We start from the raw sequence: 18542 nt of genomic DNA on the forward strand, positions 1-18542 counted from the left end.
GTTAGACAACCAGACCGCCCACATATCTCTTCAGATAAACTATCAATGTCAAAAAGCAGAGGAACAAAATCACCAGAGAAGCGCCAATCAATCGACGCCCGCTCCAGACAATCCGAACCAGAATTTCACCCCGGTCAGCCGCGCCTCTCAGCACCGCCTGCCCGGCCCCTCCAGCGTTCCCGCCTTCGGTGAAGCGGTGTTTAGACAGACCGAACCAGAGACGCAAGCAGGTTTCCCGAGAAAAACGACACAAAACACAAAAACAAACGCAACCCGCTGATAATACAAAGATAAATATCCGAGCCAACAACGAGAAACACACCGGAACGCCAGTAGGAACACGAATCAACCCTGCGACTCGCCGAAAATTTCAGCAGTTATGCTGCCATACCACGCCTCGGCCTGATCCGCCGTGGCCTTGCGTTGTGCCGCACTTTCCGACGGTTGGCTAATGAAGCTGTTGCTGGCCAGAATACGTTTATCTCTGACCCCGTAATTGGCCCCTACGCGCACGGCATCACCGGGCGCAATCAGGGACCAGCAGGTATTGGCATAGCTGGCCTCATAGGCGGGGGTGTCGATCAGCTGGTTCAGGATCGCCTCGGCGGCGACCTTGGCCTGTGAATTTGCGGCATAGGCCGATTTTGGCATCTCACCCTGATCTGCGCTGTCACCCAGGACGAAAATGTCAGGATCCATCAGGGATGCCATGTTGGTCCCATCCACCGGGGCCCAACCTTCGCCACCCGTCAATCCGGCAAGGGTTGCGATGGCACCGGCCTTCTGCGCCGGAATGACATTGCATAAATCGACCGGTTGCACCTGTCCATCGATGATCACTTCGTTGCTTGCCGGATGAACCTGAACGTCTGCACCGCCAAAATCTGGGCCAATGCGCTCGATCATACCGGGGTAGTGGTACTGCCAGCCTTCAAGGAACAAGGCCTGCTTGGCAAAGCGCGGCTTGGGGTCAAGAACCAGGATCTTGGCGGTCGGATTCCGATGCTTGAAGAAATGAGCGATCATGCTGACCCGCTCGTAGGGACCAGGTGGGCAGCGATAAGGGTTTGGCGGGGCGATCATCGCGAACAATCCCCCTTGCGGCATGGTGTGCAGCAAGCGCGCCAGCAGCTGTGTCTGCGCACCTGCGCGATAGGCATGAGGCATCCTCTGCGCGTCCTGCTGTGTCCAGCCCGGGACGGATCCATCGACGAAATCGATCCCCGGCGACAGGACCAGACGGTCATAGGACAGGCGCGCACCTCCGGCCAGGACGACCAGACGACGATCACGATCCACGGCCACCGCCCGGTCATGGATGACCTGCACGCCGGCGCCTGCAATGCCGCGATATCCGTATTGCAAGCTGTCGAAATCCCGAAGTCCGCCAAGATAGAGGTTGGAGAAGAAGCAGGTGGTATAGATCGCGTTCGACTCGACCAACGTGACCTTGATACCGGGATGGGCGGCCAGCATTCGGGCCGCGGACGCCCCCCCTGCCCCGCCACCGACGATCACTACACGCGCCGAGCCTTGGGCACGCAACGCAGGTGCCGAAAGCACGGTGGCGGCTCCGGTGGCCAGGAACATGCGCCGCGATAGGAAGGTCGAGCGTGCGGTCATCTTATTCCACCCTCAGATCGCGGCTGTCGCTATGGACGTCGCCATTCTCATCGTACCAGGTGAATTCCAACCGCCCCGAGCTTTCGGTCAACACATCGAATTCGACAAAGGGATCGGCCGAGATGGCGGGCTCGAAGGCTATATCGATGACCGGCACCCCATCCATGGCACAGGTAAAGCGATGAATGATGCCGCGCGGCACGCGCCGGCCCGTGCGGTCGATGCGCAGACCGGTTTCCATCGGGTGGCGGATCATGGCGCGCACAGCGAAGGGTTCCCCTGCCCGCACGACCTTTGGAAGCCTGATGCGGATCCGGGTCATCCGGCGCATCCTGCAACAAGCACATGCACGAATGCCACCGCCTGCAACACCGCGCCATCGGGCCGTCGGGCCAACGCCATGACCTGCTGGCTTTCCGCCAATCTGATCCGGGTCGCAAGGCGTGCCGGACCACTGGCCGGTCCGAACTGGGCCCGGGCGACTAGGGGCGACCGGCGGGCCAATGCCAGCAGCATAAGGTGACTTGCCCCCGCGGCCCGAACCTCGACCGGAACCCAAAAGCCGTCCGGTGCCTCGGACGGAACCGACAGGGTGATGCCGTCCTCTACCGGAACCGAGCCTTGGGCGAAACCCGTGATCAGATCGTTCACCGATCCTGCCATGACCTGCCCCGGCAGGACGGATGCGGCAAGACCGCTCAGGCCAAGCCAGATGGCATCACGGCGCGACAGGGTCACGGGCATTGCGTCTCCTCCTACAACGAAGGTTAGCGCCCGGTGCCCGCGCCGCGCAACAATGACACAGGGCACCCAAGACAAAGGCCGCAGAACGGGGCCTCAGTTTCCGAACATGGCCAGCAGAACCAGGTAGAAGACCGAGGGCCCCATCAGGCAGCCAAGCCCGGTGTAGAAGGTCGCCGTCATCGCACCGTAAGGCACCAGCCGCTTGTCGGTGGCTGCAAGCCCGCCAGCCACGCCGCTGGTCGTTCCCATCAGCCCGCCATAAGCCATGGCCGATTTCGCGTTGTTCAGCCCGATGTAGGGCGCGACGAAGGGCGTGCCGATCATCACCAGAACCGCCTTCAGCAGACCCGCCGCGACCGACAGGGCGATCACCTCGGAGCTGGCACCAAGCGCGGTGCCGGTGACCGGACCCACGATATAGGTCGCGGCACCGCCGCCGATGGTCGCCATGCTGATGGCATCGGTATAGCCGAAGGCGGCAGCTACCAGTGCGCCAACGATGAAGGACACGATGATCCCGAGCGCCAAGGCGGTGGCACCCGCCACTCCGGCCTTCCTGATCTCGCGCATGTCGACGCCGTATGCGGTCGAGACAATGGCCAGATCGCGCAGCATCGACCCGCCCATCAGCCCGATGCCCGAAAAGAGGGTCAGATCCGCCAGCCCCTTGGAGCCGCCGGTGATCGTGCCGCCCAGCCATGCCAGGAACAGGCCGATGATGATGGCGATGGCCGAGCCATGCAGCCGCCCCGCCGACAGCTTGTCCGACAGCTGATAGGAAATCCACATCACGACGCCGATCACGACGAAGGCGAAGACGAGGCCGTTCTTGGCCAGAAGTTCGACGATCTCCATGGATCAGGCCTCCTGCACGGTTAGGGGCGGCAGGGGGGCGTCCTGACCTCCGATGCGGGCGACGACCGGGACCAGCGCCATGCAGGCGACGGTCGCGCCGACGCCGGCGATGATGGCGATCGGGCCACCGGCCAATGCGGCGACGACGTTCTGCTGTGCGGCCATGGCGACGACGATGGGGATGTACATCGCGCTCCAGAACAGGATGCCCTGTTCGCTGATGGCGGGCAGGCGGCCGGTGCGGCGCATCCAGTCGGTGGCGAAGATTAGCAGCAGCATGGCAAAGCCCACGCCGCCGACATTGGACTGGACGCCCAGAAGGCTGCCCAGCAGGTCGCCCAGGATGACGCCCGCCAAGTGGCAGGCGGCCAGGGCCGCAACTCCGAAGATGATCATGTTTCCTCCCATGTGTTTGATCCCCGCCAGCGCCCTCCTCCGACGCGGGCGGGGTTTTGATCAGGCAAATGTGTCGGCGTATTCCTTGCGCAGCTGGGCCTTCTGGACCTTGCCCATAACGTTGCGCGGCAGGGCATCTGCCACGAAGACGCGCTTGGGCTGCTTGAAGCGGGCCAGCCCGTCGGCCAGCAAGGCGCGGATGGCGTCGGGGTCGACGCTGGCACCGGCGCGGGGCACGACAACAGCGGCGACGGCCTCGCCCAGATCGGGATGCGGCAGGCCGATCACGGCGCTTTCCAGAACGCCGGGAAGGGCGTCGATGGCCTCCTCGACCTCCTTGGGATAGACGTTGTAGCCGCCCGATATGACCAGATCCTTGTCCCGCCCGACGATGCGCAGATAGCCGTCATCACCGATCATCCCCAGATCGCCGGTGATGAAGAAACCGTCGTCGCGAAACTCCGAGGCGGTCTTTTCGGGCATGTTCCAATAGCCTTCGAAGACGTTCGGACCCTTGACCTCGATCAGGCCGATATGGCCCTGCGGCAGGACCGCCGCGCTGTCGCGATCCGCGATGCGAACCGTGATGCCGGGCAGCGCCATGCCGACGGCACCGGGGATGCGGTCGCCGTCATAGGGGTTCGACGCGATCATGCAGGTTTCCGTCATGCCATAGCGTTCCAGGATCGCCATGCCGGTGCGTTCCTGGAAGGCGCGATGATCCTCGGCCAGAAGCGGGGCCGAGCCCGACACGAACAACCGCATGTTCGAGGTTGCTTCATGCGTCAGGCGGTCGGACTTCAGCAGGCGGGTATAGAAGGTCGGCACCCCCATCAGCACGGTGGCGTCCGCCATCAGGTCGATCACCTGATCGGGGTCGAACCTGGTCAAGAAGATCATCGTCGCCCCGGCGGTCAGCGCCATGTTGGCGGCCACGAACAGCCCGTGGGTGTGAAAGATCGGCAGGGCATGGATCAGGCGGTCGTCTTCGGTGAAGCGCCAATGCTCCAGCAGGGCCTCGGTATTGGACATCAGGTTGCCATGCGTCAGCACGGCCCCCTTCGACCGCCCCGTCGTCCCCGAGGTATAGAGGATCGCCGCACGGTCGTCCGCCCCGGCAGGATGGCTGTCCTGACGCGGGCTGGCATCCGCGGCCCTTGTCAGCAGCGTGCCGTCGCCATCCGCGCCAAGCGTCTGAACCGCCAGCGCGTCGCCCGCACGGTGGGCATGAGCCTGTTCCTGCGCCGGATCGCAGACGAACAGCCGCGGGGCGGCGTCGCCGATGAAATAGTCGATCTCGGGCCCGGTATAGGCGGTGTTCAGCGGCAGGAATATCGCCCCGACGCGCAGCACGGCCAGATAGAGCGCGATGGCCTCGGGCGATTTCTCGACCTGCACGGCCACGCGGTCGCCGGGGGCGACGCCCAGGTCGCCCAGCACCGTGGCCAGCCGTCCGACCAGATCCTGCATGTCGGCAAAGCTGATGTCTGGCTGTTCCGGACGCTCGAAAAGCGCCTTGTCGCCCAACTTTGTGGCAACCTTGGTGAAATTCTGTTCGATGGTCTGCATCTTGATGTGCCTTTCCTTCAGCTTGTCAACGCTTCGGCCAGCTGGTCGCCATGGGCGACGGTCTGGTCGCGGACGAATGCCTCGTGTCGCGTCTCGATCTGCGTCAGTTCGTAAAGATAGTTGATCATCAGGCCATGCGCGGCCTTCATCGCCGAAGGTGCCATATCCGCAGGCCAGTTCAAGCGATGTGCCGAAGCGCCGTTGCCCAGGTGGAAGCGGGCGACCGGATCGGGGGGCATGCCCCCCCTGCCCCGTTCAACCACGATATAGCGCGCGGCAAGGGCCATAACCTCGGGGCGCAGCGCCTCGATCCGGTCGGGGTCGTGCTGCCAGTCGTCTGCGGCCAGCGCCTGCGACAGGGCACGGGCGCGCTCGTCCCCCTGCCCCGCCAGCCAGCGCGCGAAGCCCGGCACCGGCGAAAGCGTCACGAAGGTCTTCAGCTGCGGCAGTTCGGCCGACAGCTCGGCCACCACCTGCTTGATCAGGAAGTTGCCGAAGGACACGCCCTTCAGGCCTGCAAGGCTGTTGTTGATGGAATAGAAGACAGCGGTGTCAGCCACGGGTTGCCCGGTGCTTTCGGGCGCGGTCAGGATGGGGGCGATGGCATCCGGCATGCCGCTGGTCAGGGCGACCTCGACGAAGATCAGGGGCACATCGCCCGTGGCCGGGTGAAAGAAGGCATAAAGCCTGCGATCCGCCGGCGCCAGGCGCCGCTTCAGATCGTTCCACCCCTGCATCTGGTGGACACTCTCATACCGCTGGATCTGTTCCAGAATCGCCGCGGGCGCATTCCAGTCGATCCGGCGCATCGACAAGAAGCCGCGGTTGAACCATGACGCCAGCAGATGCGCGAAATCCTGATCGATGGCGGCAAGCGAGGCATCCTGCCGGATCGCGTCCAGAAGATCGCTGCGCATGGCGACCAGCTGAGGTGTCGCACCGGGGGCAAGGTTCAGGCGGCGCAGCAACGTCTGACGCGCCGGTTCGACCACGCGGAACAGATCGGCCACGGCGGCGGCATCGGGATTGGCGTCCCATGCGCCATAGGCTTGGCGGATGCTGTCGGCATCGACGCCATAGTCATCACGCAGCCCTTGAAAGAACCGCAGCTTTTCATCGGGCTGCAACTCGCCATAGGCCCGCAACGCCTGTTCTGCCACGGCAACCCGCGCCGCATCCCGATCCGTCCCATCAACACCGAGCAGGCAGCGGTGATCCGTTCAAACGCTGGCCGCGCCAGCGCCTTCAGCGTCTCGGCCTCTTCGCTGGAATTGCGGCTCCGGCGGGTGACGGCCTCCACGAAATCGGTCAAGAATGCCAGACGTTGTTTTACCATGTTCCGATCCTCCCCGGCTGTTGATATACACACTTTTGTTCTTGATGTATATAACAAGCTTGTCGATGGACTTTCGCCGCGGGGAAAGGTCCAATTGCCAAGGCAAGACTGGACGAAGCCATGAAGATACCGACTGCAACACAGATCCGGCTGGCCTTGGAAAACGCCATTGTTGATGGGGTCTACTTTCCGGGTGACCGGATCGACCCGGACAGGATCGCGGCGGAATACGGCTGTTCACGAACGCCGGTCCGTGAGGCCCTGCAAGCCTTGGAGGCGTCGGGTCTGCTGGTCGTTCAACCCAAACGGGGCACATTCGTGACCAAGCTGACCGTCACCGAACTGATGCACCGCTTCGAAGTCATGGCCCAGCAGGAAGCGTTCTGCGCCACCTTGGCCTGTCGACGTGCCGATGCCTCCGATCTTCTGGCTATCGACGACAGCCTGCAGGCTTGCGAAAAGGCCGCGATTGCCGGTGACAGCGACGCCTATTATGCATGCAACACGCAGTTCCATCAGGCGATCTATGCTGCGGCCCACAATCCATTCCTGCGGACCGAGACATTGCGCCTGCAGGCCATGCTGCAGCCCTATCGCAGGCGGCAATTGCAGGCACAGGGACGGGTGCAAACGTCTCTGGCCGAACATCGTGCCATTGCCGCCGCCATCCGGGCAGGCGATGCCGAGGTCGCATCGCGCGCAATGACCGATCACGTGCTGGTGCAGGGTGAAAGGTTCCGCGACCTGGTCGCACTTCTGGACCATTTGTCGGCGCGGCAGACGGGCTGAGGCCCTTCCCTATCCCGGTGGCGTCCCCGCGCGACGTTGGCAGGTGCGTTCCAACCCCAGCTTGTGTTCGCGCCAGATGATCAGAATACCCGCCATGATCACCACCGACGCGCCACTCAGCACCGTCGCGGTGGGCATCTCTCCGAAGACGGTCCAGCCGATCAGCACCGCAAGGATCATCGAGGCATAGTCGAATGGCGCCACGACCGAGGCATCGGCGAAGCGATAGGACGACGTCAGAAGGATCTGGCCCAACCCGCCAAGGATGCCGGTCAGGATCAGCATCGCGAAGGTCCCGCCCGACGGCATGACCCATCCGAACGGCAGCGTGACCAGCGACAGCAACGTCGATGTGACCGAAAACCAGAAGACGATCGCCGAGGTGCGCTCTTGCTGGACCAACTTGCGCACGAAGATCTGTGCCAATGCCGCACAGGATGCGCCCATCAGCGCGACGACAGCGCCAAGCATATGGGCAGGGTTCGAAGGACCGGCCCCGGTCAACTGCGGTGACAGGACGATCAAGACGCCCGCCATACCCATCGCAACCATTCCAAGCCTGAAGGCGCGGACGTTCTCACCCAGGAACATGCCGGCGAAGATGACCACCAACAGTGGGGCCGCATATCCGATGGCCGTCGCCTCGGGGAATGCCAAGAGCGACAACGCCCAGAAGTTGAAACCCATGGCCGCGGTTCCGACGATGCCGCGATAGAAATGCCCCATGGGTCGAAAGGTCTTCAGCCCGACGCGCAGTTCGGAACGGAAGACCAGCCAGATCAGGATCACCGGCAAGGCGAAGAACGACCGGAAAAAGACCTGTTGTCCCGGAGGCACCGGCACCTCGCCAAGGGATGTCGCCTTCACCAAGGCAGCCATGACCGTGAAAACACTGACGCTGAGGCATTTCAGGACGATCCCCCTGAGCGGGGCGGCGGGTGTCGGGGTCATCGGATTACCTTGGCTGGGATCACGTCGTGGTAAGCCTGTTTTGCATTTTGTGCAATATGTAAGATCAGTGACCCCGCAGGTCCACAATATATAACCTATTGTTTTTCAATGTTTTTTCACACGCGACCGTCGGCACTTCCCCGCGGGGAAGAACCTATTCCAATTGGTCCAGCATAGCTGCTACTGCGGCCTCCAGCTTACGACGGTCCACGGCAGAGAAGTCGCGCGGCAGACGGATCTCCAGCCGACCATTGGCGGCGGTGCATTTCGCGCTGCCCTGTGGGCGCTGCAACTGAAAGGTCGTCTTGGCCTTGGCAGCAGGCGCCGGGCGATCCGACGTTGCGGTGCGATCGGTGGGCATGGCCTCCGCCCCACCCTGCCCCGCATATCGCCGAAGCAATTCGACCTCATCGCTTGCCGAGCGCTTGTCCCAGTTCTTCAGGTCCGACTTGATCGCGGCGGCGATTCCCGGAACATCCTGCAGACGCTGCGCCAATGACAGACCCAACGCGCGAGAGATCTCCTGCGGAAACATCAGCGCATCGCCCAGGTGTTGGACCAGAGGAATGAAATTCCGGATATAGCTGCGCTTCTGATAACCGGCCGATTTGAACAGGATCGCCACGGCCTTTTCCGGGTCCGGTTCGGCCGTCTGCGGATCTTGCGCATATCTGAGAGCCAACTGCGCCATTTCAGCAAAGGAGATATCCTTGCGGATCAGGTTCTCATCCACCATGCGGCGATAGAGTTGTTCAAGCTGGTCCCCACGCGCCGCGATACCTGCCGGTATACGCCCCCACTTTTCGGTTTCACCGGTGTCGTCACGCAGCTTCCGATAAGCTGAAAGACGGCGGTACCCTTGAATCAACTGGTACCGCCCCTCGCCCGAGGGCTCGACCTGGATCGGATTCGACAGACCTATATCGCGGATCGAGGCGATCAATTCGACCAGCTCAAGATCGGCCACGGGTTTACGGTCGCGAACCAGCTTCGATGTGTCGATCAGATCCAGATCGATCATGTCTGTGATCAGACCCGCACGCTTCAGGCGGACATGCTCCTGCGCCAAGGCATCGTTCTCGGCCCGAATTCTTGCTTCGATGGCGGCCCGATCCCGGGTGGATTCCGCCGTTTCGACAATCGCGGCCGCCATCGGGCCCCTGCGCTGGTCCGCCTTGTCGACCTTCCCCGCGGGGAAGTCGGCGCCTTCGTCTTCGGGAATGTCGATGTCGAACATCCGGCGCTTGCGGCTCATGCTTGATCCTCCAGCTGGTCCCATGCGGTCAGGACGTGGCCACGAAACTCCTCATAGGCTTGGTCAAAGGTTGCACGTGCGCGACGCCAGGTTCCCCGTGTCATCTCCCGGTAATCGATCTCGTAGATCGAAGAGAGGAAACGGCCCGACTGTTCTACGGCGCGGGTCAGTTCGATGGGGTTCTCGGCCATTCGATCTCCGAAGACCTGCCTGAATGCTCCCAGCATCGCTTGGTGCAGTTCATTCGACGGCTCGAAACGCGTCATCAGAAAGCGGATGTCAGTGAAAGTCTTGGGCAGGGTGATCTTCCCCGTGGGGAAGTTCTCGAAGCCATGGGACAGATCCTCCAGGGCTTCGGACAGCTGTCCGATGAAGCTGGTGGTGCTGTCGTATTCCCAGTAACCGGGGCCCGAAGGAACATAGAGCATGTCTGCGGCAAAGACCGCATTCATCGACTGATAGCCGATCGCCGGCGGGCAATCGAAGAGGATCAGGTCGTAGGCATCATCGGCCAGACTGTCCAGAAAGCGCGAGACCGCACCGAAGAAGGTCCATTCGGGATTCAGATGCCGGTATTGAGCGCTGGCAAATTCGACGAAGGCCGCATTGGCACAGCTTGGAACGATGTCGATGGTGGGCCATGCGGTCGACTTGATGAAATCGGCCGGCCGCAATGTGCCAAGACCCATGTCGCGGATGGAGGCGGGCAACTTGCGTTGGGGCAGGGCGGTGCCAGATTCGGCCCCGGCACTGGCTAAATTCATTCGATCGGTCTCACGCTCCAGGTCGCGGGCCATGATCCCCCAGACCGTATGATCCTCACCGACATCGGAGAGACCCATCGAATGCGACAGGGTTGCCTGCGGATCGAAATCGACGACCAGGACGCGATAGCCGTCCAAGGCTGCGGCATGCGCGAAATGCAACGCCACCGTCGATTTCCCCGCGCCACCCTTGAAGTTGGCGATGGCCGCGCGAAAGGCACGCTTCCCGTCGGGGCGAGGCGGCATCAGGCTCTTCTTGTTGATACGGACCCGACGGCGCAGTTCATTCACCTCCTCGAGGCTGAACCAGCGCTGCCGGCCATCCTCCTCGACTTCCCCAAGGGGAAGGTTCGGATCTGCGGCAAGCTTGCCACGAAAGGTCGACTGGTTGATTCGGAAGATCAACTCCGCAACCTCCCAGCTCGAGAAGCGACGCAAGGTCTTCTCATTTGCGGGGCTGAAGGTCTGACGGCGGATCCAACCCTGCATCTTCAGGGACTGTGCCTGCAATCGGGCGAGGTCTTCGTGGGTATACATGTTGTGCTTGAATCCCAGAACGCTAATTATCGATGTTTTGGCTTTTACGCCTGATTTGCCTTTTTGGCAAAAGACAACTTCACTCGAATCCAAAAAAGTCGACAATGCTCGTCGATAGCTCGAATCATCAGCACGGCTTGAGAGTTTCACCCAGCCTCCGATGAAAGCGGAAAATGGGGACAGAAAAGCAAGGTTGGCACTCGAATGGGGGACATCGCATCCTGACTACGGGACATTCAATGTGTCCCTCTATACCAATGATACCTGAATTTCTAAGAATGCAGGGGCAATCAAATTGATCCCTCGGCCTACCTGCTTGACAGAATCGTCAAACAGGACGCAAATGCGATCAGGATGCGGAATTACGTTGGGGCGCCCCAAGACCTCGCCCGTATCCAGGCAGTAGCCGGACCCTTCCGGCAGCAGGAGCGAAGATGCAGGTGATCAAACCCGTCGGCCGAGAGGCGGCGGCGCGCAAATACGACATTCTGTCGGCATTGCTGGCGCATGGTCTGGCAGGCGATCAGAACTTGCAGCGGCTGGTTCTGCGCCTGATATCGCTGATCACGACTCGCTACAACTGGCAACGCAACGACCTGTCGATCGGCCAGAAGGAGATCGCCCGTCTCTGGTGCGTCGACGAACGTACCGTCAAACGCGACATGGCGAGACTACGGGCCTTGGGGTGGATCACCGTCAAGCGACAAGGCGCCCGGGGCCGCGTGTCGGTCCTGGCCTTGGACCTTGATCGCATTCTCCTCGACACGCGTCCCGCCTGGACGAACATCGGCAGCGATTACGTCACGCGCATGTCCGGTCAAACCGATCCCGAACCGGCAGCCAACGTGGTGCCCTTCCGTCGAAGCGAGTCCGAGGACATGCCGGGCGCATGGGGTACGATGCGAGCCATGTTGCGGGCCGAGGATCAGGCGCTTTTCGATGCCTGGTTCGCCCCTTTGACGGATGCCGGTCAGGAGCATGGTATCCTGCATCTGGCGGCGCCCTCGCGGTTTCACGCAACCTATGTGCGCACGCATTTGATGGGACGCTTGACCATCGCCGCACGTCGGTCAGGAACCGATGTGCAGGCAGTCCGCCTGATACCATAGTGCCCCCGGAGGAGATGGCGCATTCACACGCCATGGGGGTGAACCGAGACAAGAGGAGGGGCCTGCATGGATTTTACCATCACGCCGGAGCTGGACGATCTTCGCGGTCGGATCGCCGCATTCGTTGAAAGCCGCATCATCCCGCATGAAGCCGACCCTGCGGCCTATGACCATCACGGCAATATCGACGACGCGTTGCTTGCGGAATTGCGCGCCCAAGCCCGTGCCGAGGGGCTGTGGTGCCTGCAATTGCCCGAACGCGACGGCGGGCTTGGCGTCGGCATTCAGGGCATGGCCGTCTGCTACGAGGAGATGAACCGTTCGATCTTCGGTCCGGTGGTCTTCAACGCGGCAGCCCCGGACGATGGCAACATGATGGTGCTGTCCAGGCTGGCGACACCGGAACAGCGCGACCGCTGGCTGGCACCGATCGCGCAAGGGCGGGTCAGATCGGCCTTCGCGATGACCGAACCCGCTCCGGGTGGCGGGTCGGACCCCTCGATGATCCGGACGCGGGCGGTGCGGCAGGGGGACCATTACCTCGTGACCGGCCGCAAGTGGTTCATCACTGGCGCAGAAGGTGCGCAGCACTTCATGCTTCTGGCGCGCACCTCGGATGGCCCCAAGGATGCGCTGACCGCGATGATGTTCGACGCAGCGCAACCCGGCTGGCGGATCCTGCGGCGCATCGGCATCATGGGTCCCGAAGAACACGGCGGACATTGCGAGTTGGAGTTCGACGGCCTGCAGATTCCGGTCGAGAATGTCATCCTGGCCGAGGGCAAGGGCATGCGCGTCACCCAGACCCGCCTTGCCCCCGCGCGGTTGACCCATTGCATGCGCTGGCTGGGGCTGGCCAAGCGCTGCATGCAGATCGCGCAGGACTACGCAGAGACGCGCGAGGGTTTCGGCATCCGCCTGGCGGACCGCGAAACCGTGCAGGTCGCCACGGGCGATCTGGCCATGCGGATCGAGATCGGGCGCCTGCTGGTCATGCGCGCGGCGTGGGAACTGGACCAGGGGCGCCGGGCAGGGCCCCAGATCTCGATGGCCAAGATCCACGTCGCCAATCTGTTGCATGATGCCGCCGACCGCGCGATCCAGGTGAATGGCGCGCGCGGCTATTCCACCGACACGGTGCTGGAATGGATCTATCGCTATGCCCGTCAGGCCCGGCTGGTCGACGGCGCGGACGAGGTTCACAAGATGGTCCTGTCGCGGGCCTTCGCAGGGCAGGGCGCCGATTTCTGGTCGTGGCCGGTCGCGGATGCAGGGGACGCCGATGACGCAGGATGACCGCTTCGCAGGGCTGAAACCTTGGCTGGACCTGAGATTCGGCGAAGGGGTTTACACCCTGCGACCCATCGCAGGGGGCCAGTCGAATCCCACATGCATGGTCGATCACGGCGACCGCCGGATGGTCCTGCGCACGCAGCCCATGGGACCCATCCTGAAAGGCGCCCATGCCATCGATCGCGAATATCGCGTTCTGACCGCCCTGCAGGGAAGCGATGTCCCCGTCCCCGAACCCATTCTCTACTGCGATGACGCGGACATCATCGGGCGGCCATTCTACCTGATGCAGCGATTGGAAGGGCGGGTCTTTCACGACAATTCGCTGCCGGGGCTAACCTCGGCCGAGCGTGCCGACATCTTCGGCGAGATGGCCCGCGTCATGGCGCGTCTGCACGCCGTCGATCCCGCGGCCGTTGGTCTGTCCGACTTCGGACGCCCCGAGGGATACTATCCGCGCCAGATCTCGCGCTGGTGGCAACAGTGTCAGGCTTCCGAGGTTCTTCGACGCGATCCGATCGCCTCCTTGCCCGTGCTGCATGACTGGTTGCAGGCGAACCTGCCACGACAGGAGGAACGCGTTTCCATCGCGCATGGTGATTTTCGGCTTGGTAACCTGATCTTTGCCCCCGATGCGCCGCGCGTCATCGGTATTCTGGACTGGGAGCTTTCAACCCTTGGCCCGGCCTTGGCCGATCTGGGTTTTGCCTGCATGGCGTGGCGCACGTCACCCGATCAGTTCGGCGGCATCGCGGGGCTGGACCTTCAGGCCTTGGGCATTCCCGCGCGCAGCGAGTTCGTGGAAAGCTATTATCGGCACGCCGTTCCGACCCCGCCCTTGCAGCCCTTCCACGAAGCTTTTGCCCTGTTCCGCTTTGCGGCGATCTTCGTGGGCATCGCGGATCGGGCAGCGGCCGGAAATGCCGCGGGGCAGGGGGCCGGTGATCTGGCTCCGTTGGCTGCGGTCTTCGCCGAACGTGGCCTGCAGATTGCCATGGGGACCTGATGGGAACCGCGGCGGCCCCGTGACGTTTCCATGCAGCCCCAACAGGAAGGTTTCGCCATGTCCCGCCCGTTCTTTCAGATCGCCTTCGGCATCTCGGCCCTGATGATCGGCCTGTCAGGTCCGGTGATGGCGCAGGACGCCCAAGGCAAACCTTCGGCCGTCTCGTCCGAAGCGACCAATGACAGCGCGGCACCAGCCTGCACCGACGAATCCGGAACGGCTGAACCCGCGACCAGTCCCGCCCCGTCAGAAGATGGCACTGCCGCCGAGAACACCGGCACCACGGGTTGGAGCGGCGGCACGGGTGGATCGCAGCTGGGCACCAACACACAAGGAGCAATCGAGCGGTCGCCGACGTGGCAGCCGCCCACGGCGCGTGGTCTGGATCTGAAGGGCGAGCCGGACGAAACGCAGACGTGCTAAGCGTCGTCCAGACGCAAGCGCAATCCGTCGCGGTTCAGGAACTCGCCATCGCGGATCAGGGTGCGGTCGGCATGCATCGCCTTGACCAAGGCATCCAGCCGGGTCTTGGCGACATCATCGGGCACGATGCCTTCGCGTCCGGCGCGGAACAGGGCAACCGCATCCCAAGCGACCCCGGCACTGTCTAGGTGCTGTGCCAGCACGGGCCAGTCCAGCTCATCCCCGATGACATGCAGATGGGCCGACCGCAGCAGCGTGATGCGCCCGTCGTTCAATCCCAGCAAGACCACCAGCATGGTAAAGCCGTCGGAATCGCTCAGCGATTTGGCCAGCCATTCGTCGAAGTCGGTTGCGTGGTCGATCATCTTGTTCCGCATCAGTTGGTGATGGCGGAGAGGAATGGGAGTCGAACCCACCCGGGACAGGCTCGCTGCCCCAACCGGATTTGAAGTCCGGCCGCCCCACCAGAGACGATTCCCCTCCGCAGCCAAGTCGATGCCTGGCACGTTCCACAGATGGACCGCGCCAAGCGCCTTGGCAAGGGGAGGGGGCGATCAGCTGGCCAGCAACGCTGCGTTCCCCCCGGCCGCCGTGGTGTCGACGCAAAGATGCCGTTCATGGCAGACGTGCGCACGGTCCGGCATGGCGGTGATCAGCGCCACGATGGGCCCGTTGCGCTTGGCCAGGGTCAGGGCGTGATCGCGACCACGTGCCTCGTCCCCCCACCACAGGACCGCAGCCAGGTCATCCATGCCCGTCAGTGCCTCGGCATCCCCGGTGATTGCGATGCCACCCAAGGCCTCGACCGCGGCGACCTGGTTGCGGATGTCCTGATCGTCCGGGCCAAGGCACAGGACCGGTCCGCGCGGCACCAGGGTCAGGCGGTTCAATTCGCCCGTGGGCCCGGGCATCAGCTGATCCGACGGGACGACCGACATGTTCGTCATCTTGCCCGGCACGGCAGGGGCGAAGAAGCGCGGCAGATACAAAGGTCCGCCCGCCTTCGGGCCGGTCCCCGACAGACCCTCGCCACCGAAGGGTTGGCTGCCAACCGTGGCACCCACCTGGTTGCGGTTCACATAGACGTTGCCGACATGGATCTTGGCGGTGACCTGTTCGACCCGGCTGTCGATACGGGTATGCAGGCCGAAGGTCAGACCATAGCCGCACGCGTTGATCGTCTGCACCACCTTGTCCAGATCGCGCGCCTTGTAGGTGGCGACATGCAGGACGGGGCCGAAGATCTCTCGGTCCATCTGCTCGATGCCGTCGACGCGGATCAGGGTGGGGGCCACGAAATGGCCATCGGCGGGGGTCTGCAGGCGGTGCAGCACGCGGTCGCGGTGGGCCTCTACATAGGCGTCGATCTGGTCGCGCGCATCCTGATCGATGACCGGCCCGACATCGGTCGACAGATCCCAAGGGTCGCCGACCCGCAACAGATCCATCGCGCCCTGGATCATGCGGATGATCTGCGGGGCAACGTCTTCCTGCACATAAAGACACCGCAGCGCGGAACAGCGCTGTCCTGCCGAGCGGAAGCTTGACGCGATGATGTCGCGCACGGCCTGTTCGGGCAGGGCGCTGCTGTCGACGATCATGGCGTTCAGACCGCCGGTTTCCGCGACCAACGGCGTGCCGGGGGCCATATGGGTGGCCATGCTGTCGGCGATCAGCTGTGCGGTCTCGGTCGATCCGGTGAAGACGACGCCTGCGACGTCGGCGCTGCGGGTCAGGGCCGCGCCGACCGAGCCGCCGTCGCCCGGCAGCAGCTGCAGCGCCGATTGCGGCACACCCGCCTTCAGCAAAAGGCGCGTGGCATGGGCCGCCACAAGCGAGGTCTGCTCGGCCGGTTTCGCCACCACGGCGTTCCCCGCCATCAGCGCCGCCGCGATCTGGCCGGTGAAGATCGCCAAGGGGAAGTTCCACGGGCTGATCGCCACGATGGTGCCGCGAGGGGCGTCCTTACGACCCTCGCCCTGCTGTGCATAATAGCGCAGGAAATCGACCGCCTCGCGCAGTTCGGCCACGGCGTCGTTCAGCGTCTTGCCGGCCTCGCGGGCCAGCAGGCCGAAGAAGGGACCGAATTCGGCCTCATAGAGATCGGCGGCGCGGCGCAGCACTGCGGCCCGCTGGTCCGCGGTGGCATCCCAAGGGCGGGCATCGGCCAGCGCACGGGCGACGGTATCGCCGTCGGCCATGGTGATCTGCGCGATGACCTGACCCGTGGCGGGGTTCACGACCGGCTGCGCCTCGCCCGTGGGCGGGCTGACGGTCAGCGGACCGGCATCGGCAATCGCGCCGTCACGCGCGACTTCGATCCGGTCCAGCACATCGCGGGCATTCAGATCGAAGCCCTGCGAGTTGACCCGACCCGCGCCATAGATGGCTTCGGGTGCGACCAGCGATGCGGGCGGGGTCTCGGTCTTGACCGCCTCGAAGGGGTCGCGGGCGACCTCCTCGGGGGTCACGTCCTCATCGACGATCTGGTTCACGAAGCTGCTGTTCGCGCCGTTTTCCAGCAGGCGCCGCACCAGATAGGCCAACAGGTCGTGATGCGCCCCCACCGGCGCATAGATGCGGCAGGCCGTGCCGTGATCGCGCAGGACGATGTCATGCAGCCGTTCGCCCATGCCGTGCAGGCGCTGGAATTCGAACTGATGCCCCTTGGCCATGTCCAGAACGGCCGCGACCGAATGGGCGTTATGCGTGGCAAACTGTGGATAGATGCGGTCGTTCATCCCCAAGAGCTTGCGTGCCAGCGCGATATAGCTGACGTCGGTTGCCGATTTGGTGGTGAACAGCGGGAAGCCGTCAAAGCCCTCGACCTGCGCGCGCTTGATCTCGGTGTCCCAATAGGCGCCCTTGACCAAACGCACCATGATGCGGCGGTCCAGCTGGGTCGCCTGCGCGTAGAGCCAATCGATGGCGGCACCGGCACGCTTGCCATAGGCCTGCACCACCACGCCGAAACCATCCCATCCCGCCAGCGAGGGATCTGCCAGAACTGCGCGGATCACCTGCAGCGACAGGGTCAGACGGTCCTGTTCCTCGGCGTCGATGTTCAGACCCATGTCGGCGGCCTTGGCACGCTGCGCCAGATCCAGCACCACGGGCACCAGTTCCGCCATGACGCGATCCGTCTGCGCAACCTCGTAGCGCGGATGCAGCGCCGAGAGCTTGATCGAGATGCCGGGGTTCTTGCGCACCGACCCCTTGTTGCAGGCACCGGCAATGGCCTCGATCGCCTTGCGGTATTCACCTGCATAGCGGTCGGCATCGGCCTGCGTCATCGCGGCCTCGCCCAGCATGTCGTAGCTGTAGGAATAGCCCTTCTTTTCCTGCCCCTTCGCGCGGGACAAAGCGTCCGAAATCGTCTGTCCCAGGACGAACTGGCGGCCCATCTCGCGCATGGCGCGGGTGACGGCGGTGCGGATGACAGGCTCGCCCACGCGGCGGATGGCACCGCGCAGCGTGCCCGCCAGCCCCGGCTGGTCGTCATCCAGAACCTTGCCCGTGAGCATCAGCGCCCAGGTCGAGGCATTCACCATGCTGGATGAGGATTCGCCGAGGTGACGCCCCCAATCCGAGGGCGCGATCTTGTCCTCGATCAGCGCGTCGATGGTGGCGCGGTCGGGCACGCGCAGCATCGCCTCGGCAAGGCACATCAGGGCGACACCTTCCTGCGTGGACAGCCCGTATTCCGCCAGCATCAGCTCCATCATCGTCGGCTCGGATTCCTTGCGGATCCGGGCGACCAGCTTGGCCGCATCTTCGCTGATCCGCTGGCGGTCCGCCGCGGAAAGCGCCGCTGTCGCGGTCAACTGGTCCAGCAGCGGCGCATCCGGCTGGAACTTGGCAGAGGAATCAAATGCGGACAGATCGATCATGG

General features: G+C 63.5%; 18 protein-coding genes and 1 tRNA gene. 6 read left to right on the forward strand and 13 right to left on the reverse strand.

Annotated features, from left to right (window positions below):
* Window positions 1-280: hypothetical protein (locus tag DDE75_RS17335; RefSeq protein WP_162799040.1), on the forward strand; the 280-nt coding region annotated here is incomplete at its 5' end.
* 65 nt (window positions 281-345) lie between these two features.
* Here the strand turns inward: DDE75_RS17335 and DDE75_RS13520 are convergent.
* From DDE75_RS13520 to DDE75_RS13550, 7 genes are all read right to left on the reverse strand, one after another.
* Window positions 346-1623: an NAD(P)/FAD-dependent oxidoreductase gene (locus tag DDE75_RS13520; RefSeq protein WP_108502927.1), complete on the reverse strand. Its 1278-nt coding sequence runs from the start codon at window positions 1621-1623 to the stop codon at window positions 346-348.
* Window position 1624: 1 nt separating this feature from the next.
* Window positions 1625-1945 (reverse strand): thiosulfate oxidation carrier complex protein SoxZ, encoded by a 321-nt coding sequence (gene soxZ / locus DDE75_RS13525; RefSeq protein WP_162799041.1) that lies wholly within the window; start codon window positions 1943-1945, stop codon window positions 1625-1627.
* Entirely contained in the window at window positions 1942-2367 is a 426-nt protein-coding gene (locus tag DDE75_RS13530) for a thiosulfate oxidation carrier protein SoxY (protein ID WP_245894754.1), read from the reverse strand. Before DDE75_RS13530 ends, soxZ begins: the two co-directional genes overlap by 4 nt.
* 93 nt (window positions 2368-2460) lie before the next feature.
* Window positions 2461-3222 (reverse strand): malonate transporter subunit MadM, encoded by a 762-nt coding sequence (gene madM / locus DDE75_RS13535; protein WP_108502929.1) that lies wholly within the window; start codon window positions 3220-3222, stop codon window positions 2461-2463.
* Between the two features lie 3 nt (window positions 3223-3225).
* A complete protein-coding gene (gene madL, locus DDE75_RS13540; protein ID WP_108502930.1) occupies window positions 3226-3618 on the reverse strand; it encodes a malonate transporter subunit MadL in 393 nt (130 codons plus the stop codon).
* A 60-nt stretch (window positions 3619-3678) separates the two neighbouring features.
* Window positions 3679-5187 carry a malonate--CoA ligase gene (locus DDE75_RS13545; protein ID WP_108502931.1) on the reverse strand — a complete coding sequence of 503 codons (1509 nt, stop codon included), beginning with the start codon at window positions 5185-5187 and terminating at the stop codon, window positions 3679-3681.
* Between the two features lie 17 nt (window positions 5188-5204).
* Window positions 5205-6347: a malonyl-CoA decarboxylase gene (locus tag DDE75_RS13550; protein WP_162799042.1), complete on the reverse strand. Its 1143-nt coding sequence runs from the start codon at window positions 6345-6347 to the stop codon at window positions 5205-5207.
* Window positions 6348-6643: 296 nt separating this feature from the next.
* Here DDE75_RS13550 and DDE75_RS13555 point away from each other — a divergent pair, with 296 nt between their 5' ends.
* Entirely contained in the window at window positions 6644-7312 is a 669-nt protein-coding gene (locus DDE75_RS13555) for a GntR family transcriptional regulator (RefSeq protein WP_108502933.1), read from the forward strand.
* Between the two features lie 9 nt (window positions 7313-7321).
* Here the strand turns inward: DDE75_RS13555 and DDE75_RS13560 are convergent, their stop codons facing one another.
* From DDE75_RS13560 to DDE75_RS13570, 3 genes are all read right to left on the reverse strand, one after another.
* Window positions 7322-8263, reverse strand: coding sequence for a DMT family transporter (locus DDE75_RS13560; RefSeq protein ID WP_108502934.1), 942 nt, complete (start codon window positions 8261-8263; stop codon window positions 7322-7324).
* A gap of 154 nt (window positions 8264-8417) precedes the next feature.
* Window positions 8418-9518, reverse strand: a complete 1101-nt coding sequence (locus tag DDE75_RS13565) for a ParB/RepB/Spo0J family partition protein (RefSeq protein WP_108502935.1) — start codon at window positions 9516-9518, stop codon at window positions 8418-8420.
* Entirely contained in the window at window positions 9515-10819 is a 1305-nt protein-coding gene (locus tag DDE75_RS13570; RefSeq protein ID WP_108502936.1) for an AAA family ATPase, read from the reverse strand. The genes DDE75_RS13565 and DDE75_RS13570 overlap by 4 nt, the downstream gene beginning before the upstream one ends.
* 434 nt (window positions 10820-11253) lie before the next feature.
* Between DDE75_RS13570 and DDE75_RS13575 the strand changes: the two genes are divergently transcribed.
* From DDE75_RS13575 to DDE75_RS13590, 4 genes are all read left to right on the forward strand, one after another.
* Window positions 11254-11928, forward strand: coding sequence for a DnaA N-terminal domain-containing protein (locus tag DDE75_RS13575; protein ID WP_108502937.1), 675 nt, complete (start codon window positions 11254-11256; stop codon window positions 11926-11928).
* A gap of 66 nt (window positions 11929-11994) precedes the next feature.
* Window positions 11995-13224 carry an acyl-CoA dehydrogenase family protein gene (locus DDE75_RS13580; protein ID WP_108502938.1) on the forward strand — a complete coding sequence of 410 codons (1230 nt, stop codon included), beginning with the start codon at window positions 11995-11997 and terminating at the stop codon, window positions 13222-13224.
* Window positions 13211-14227 (forward strand): phosphotransferase family protein, encoded by a 1017-nt coding sequence (locus DDE75_RS13585; RefSeq protein WP_108502939.1) that lies wholly within the window; start codon window positions 13211-13213, stop codon window positions 14225-14227. Before DDE75_RS13580 ends, DDE75_RS13585 begins: the two co-directional genes overlap by 14 nt.
* A 57-nt stretch (window positions 14228-14284) precedes the next feature.
* Window positions 14285-14650 carry a hypothetical protein gene (locus tag DDE75_RS13590; RefSeq protein WP_108503048.1) on the forward strand — a complete coding sequence of 122 codons (366 nt, stop codon included), beginning with the start codon at window positions 14285-14287 and terminating at the stop codon, window positions 14648-14650.
* Here the strand turns inward: DDE75_RS13590 and DDE75_RS13595 are convergent.
* The 3 genes from DDE75_RS13595 to putA all read right to left on the reverse strand — a co-directional run bounded on the left by DDE75_RS13595 (window position 14647) and on the right by putA (window position 18540).
* Window positions 14647-15015, reverse strand: a complete 369-nt coding sequence (locus DDE75_RS13595) for a hypothetical protein (protein ID WP_108503049.1) — start codon at window positions 15013-15015, stop codon at window positions 14647-14649. The two genes, DDE75_RS13590 and DDE75_RS13595, sit on opposite strands and share 4 nt — an antisense overlap.
* Before the next feature lie 22 nt (window positions 15016-15037).
* Window positions 15038-15133: transfer RNA gene (locus DDE75_RS17340), tRNA-Sec, on the reverse strand.
* A gap of 71 nt (window positions 15134-15204) precedes the next feature.
* On the reverse strand, window positions 15205-18540 hold the full coding sequence (putA, locus tag DDE75_RS13600; RefSeq protein ID WP_108502940.1) for a bifunctional proline dehydrogenase/L-glutamate gamma-semialdehyde dehydrogenase PutA: 3336 nt from the start codon (window positions 18538-18540) through the stop codon (window positions 15205-15207).
* Between the last annotated feature and the right edge of the window lie 2 nt (window positions 18541-18542).

Source organism: Paracoccus indicus, from assembly GCF_003056335.1.
GTDB classification, from domain to species: domain Bacteria; phylum Pseudomonadota; class Alphaproteobacteria; order Rhodobacterales; family Rhodobacteraceae; genus Paracoccus; species Paracoccus indicus.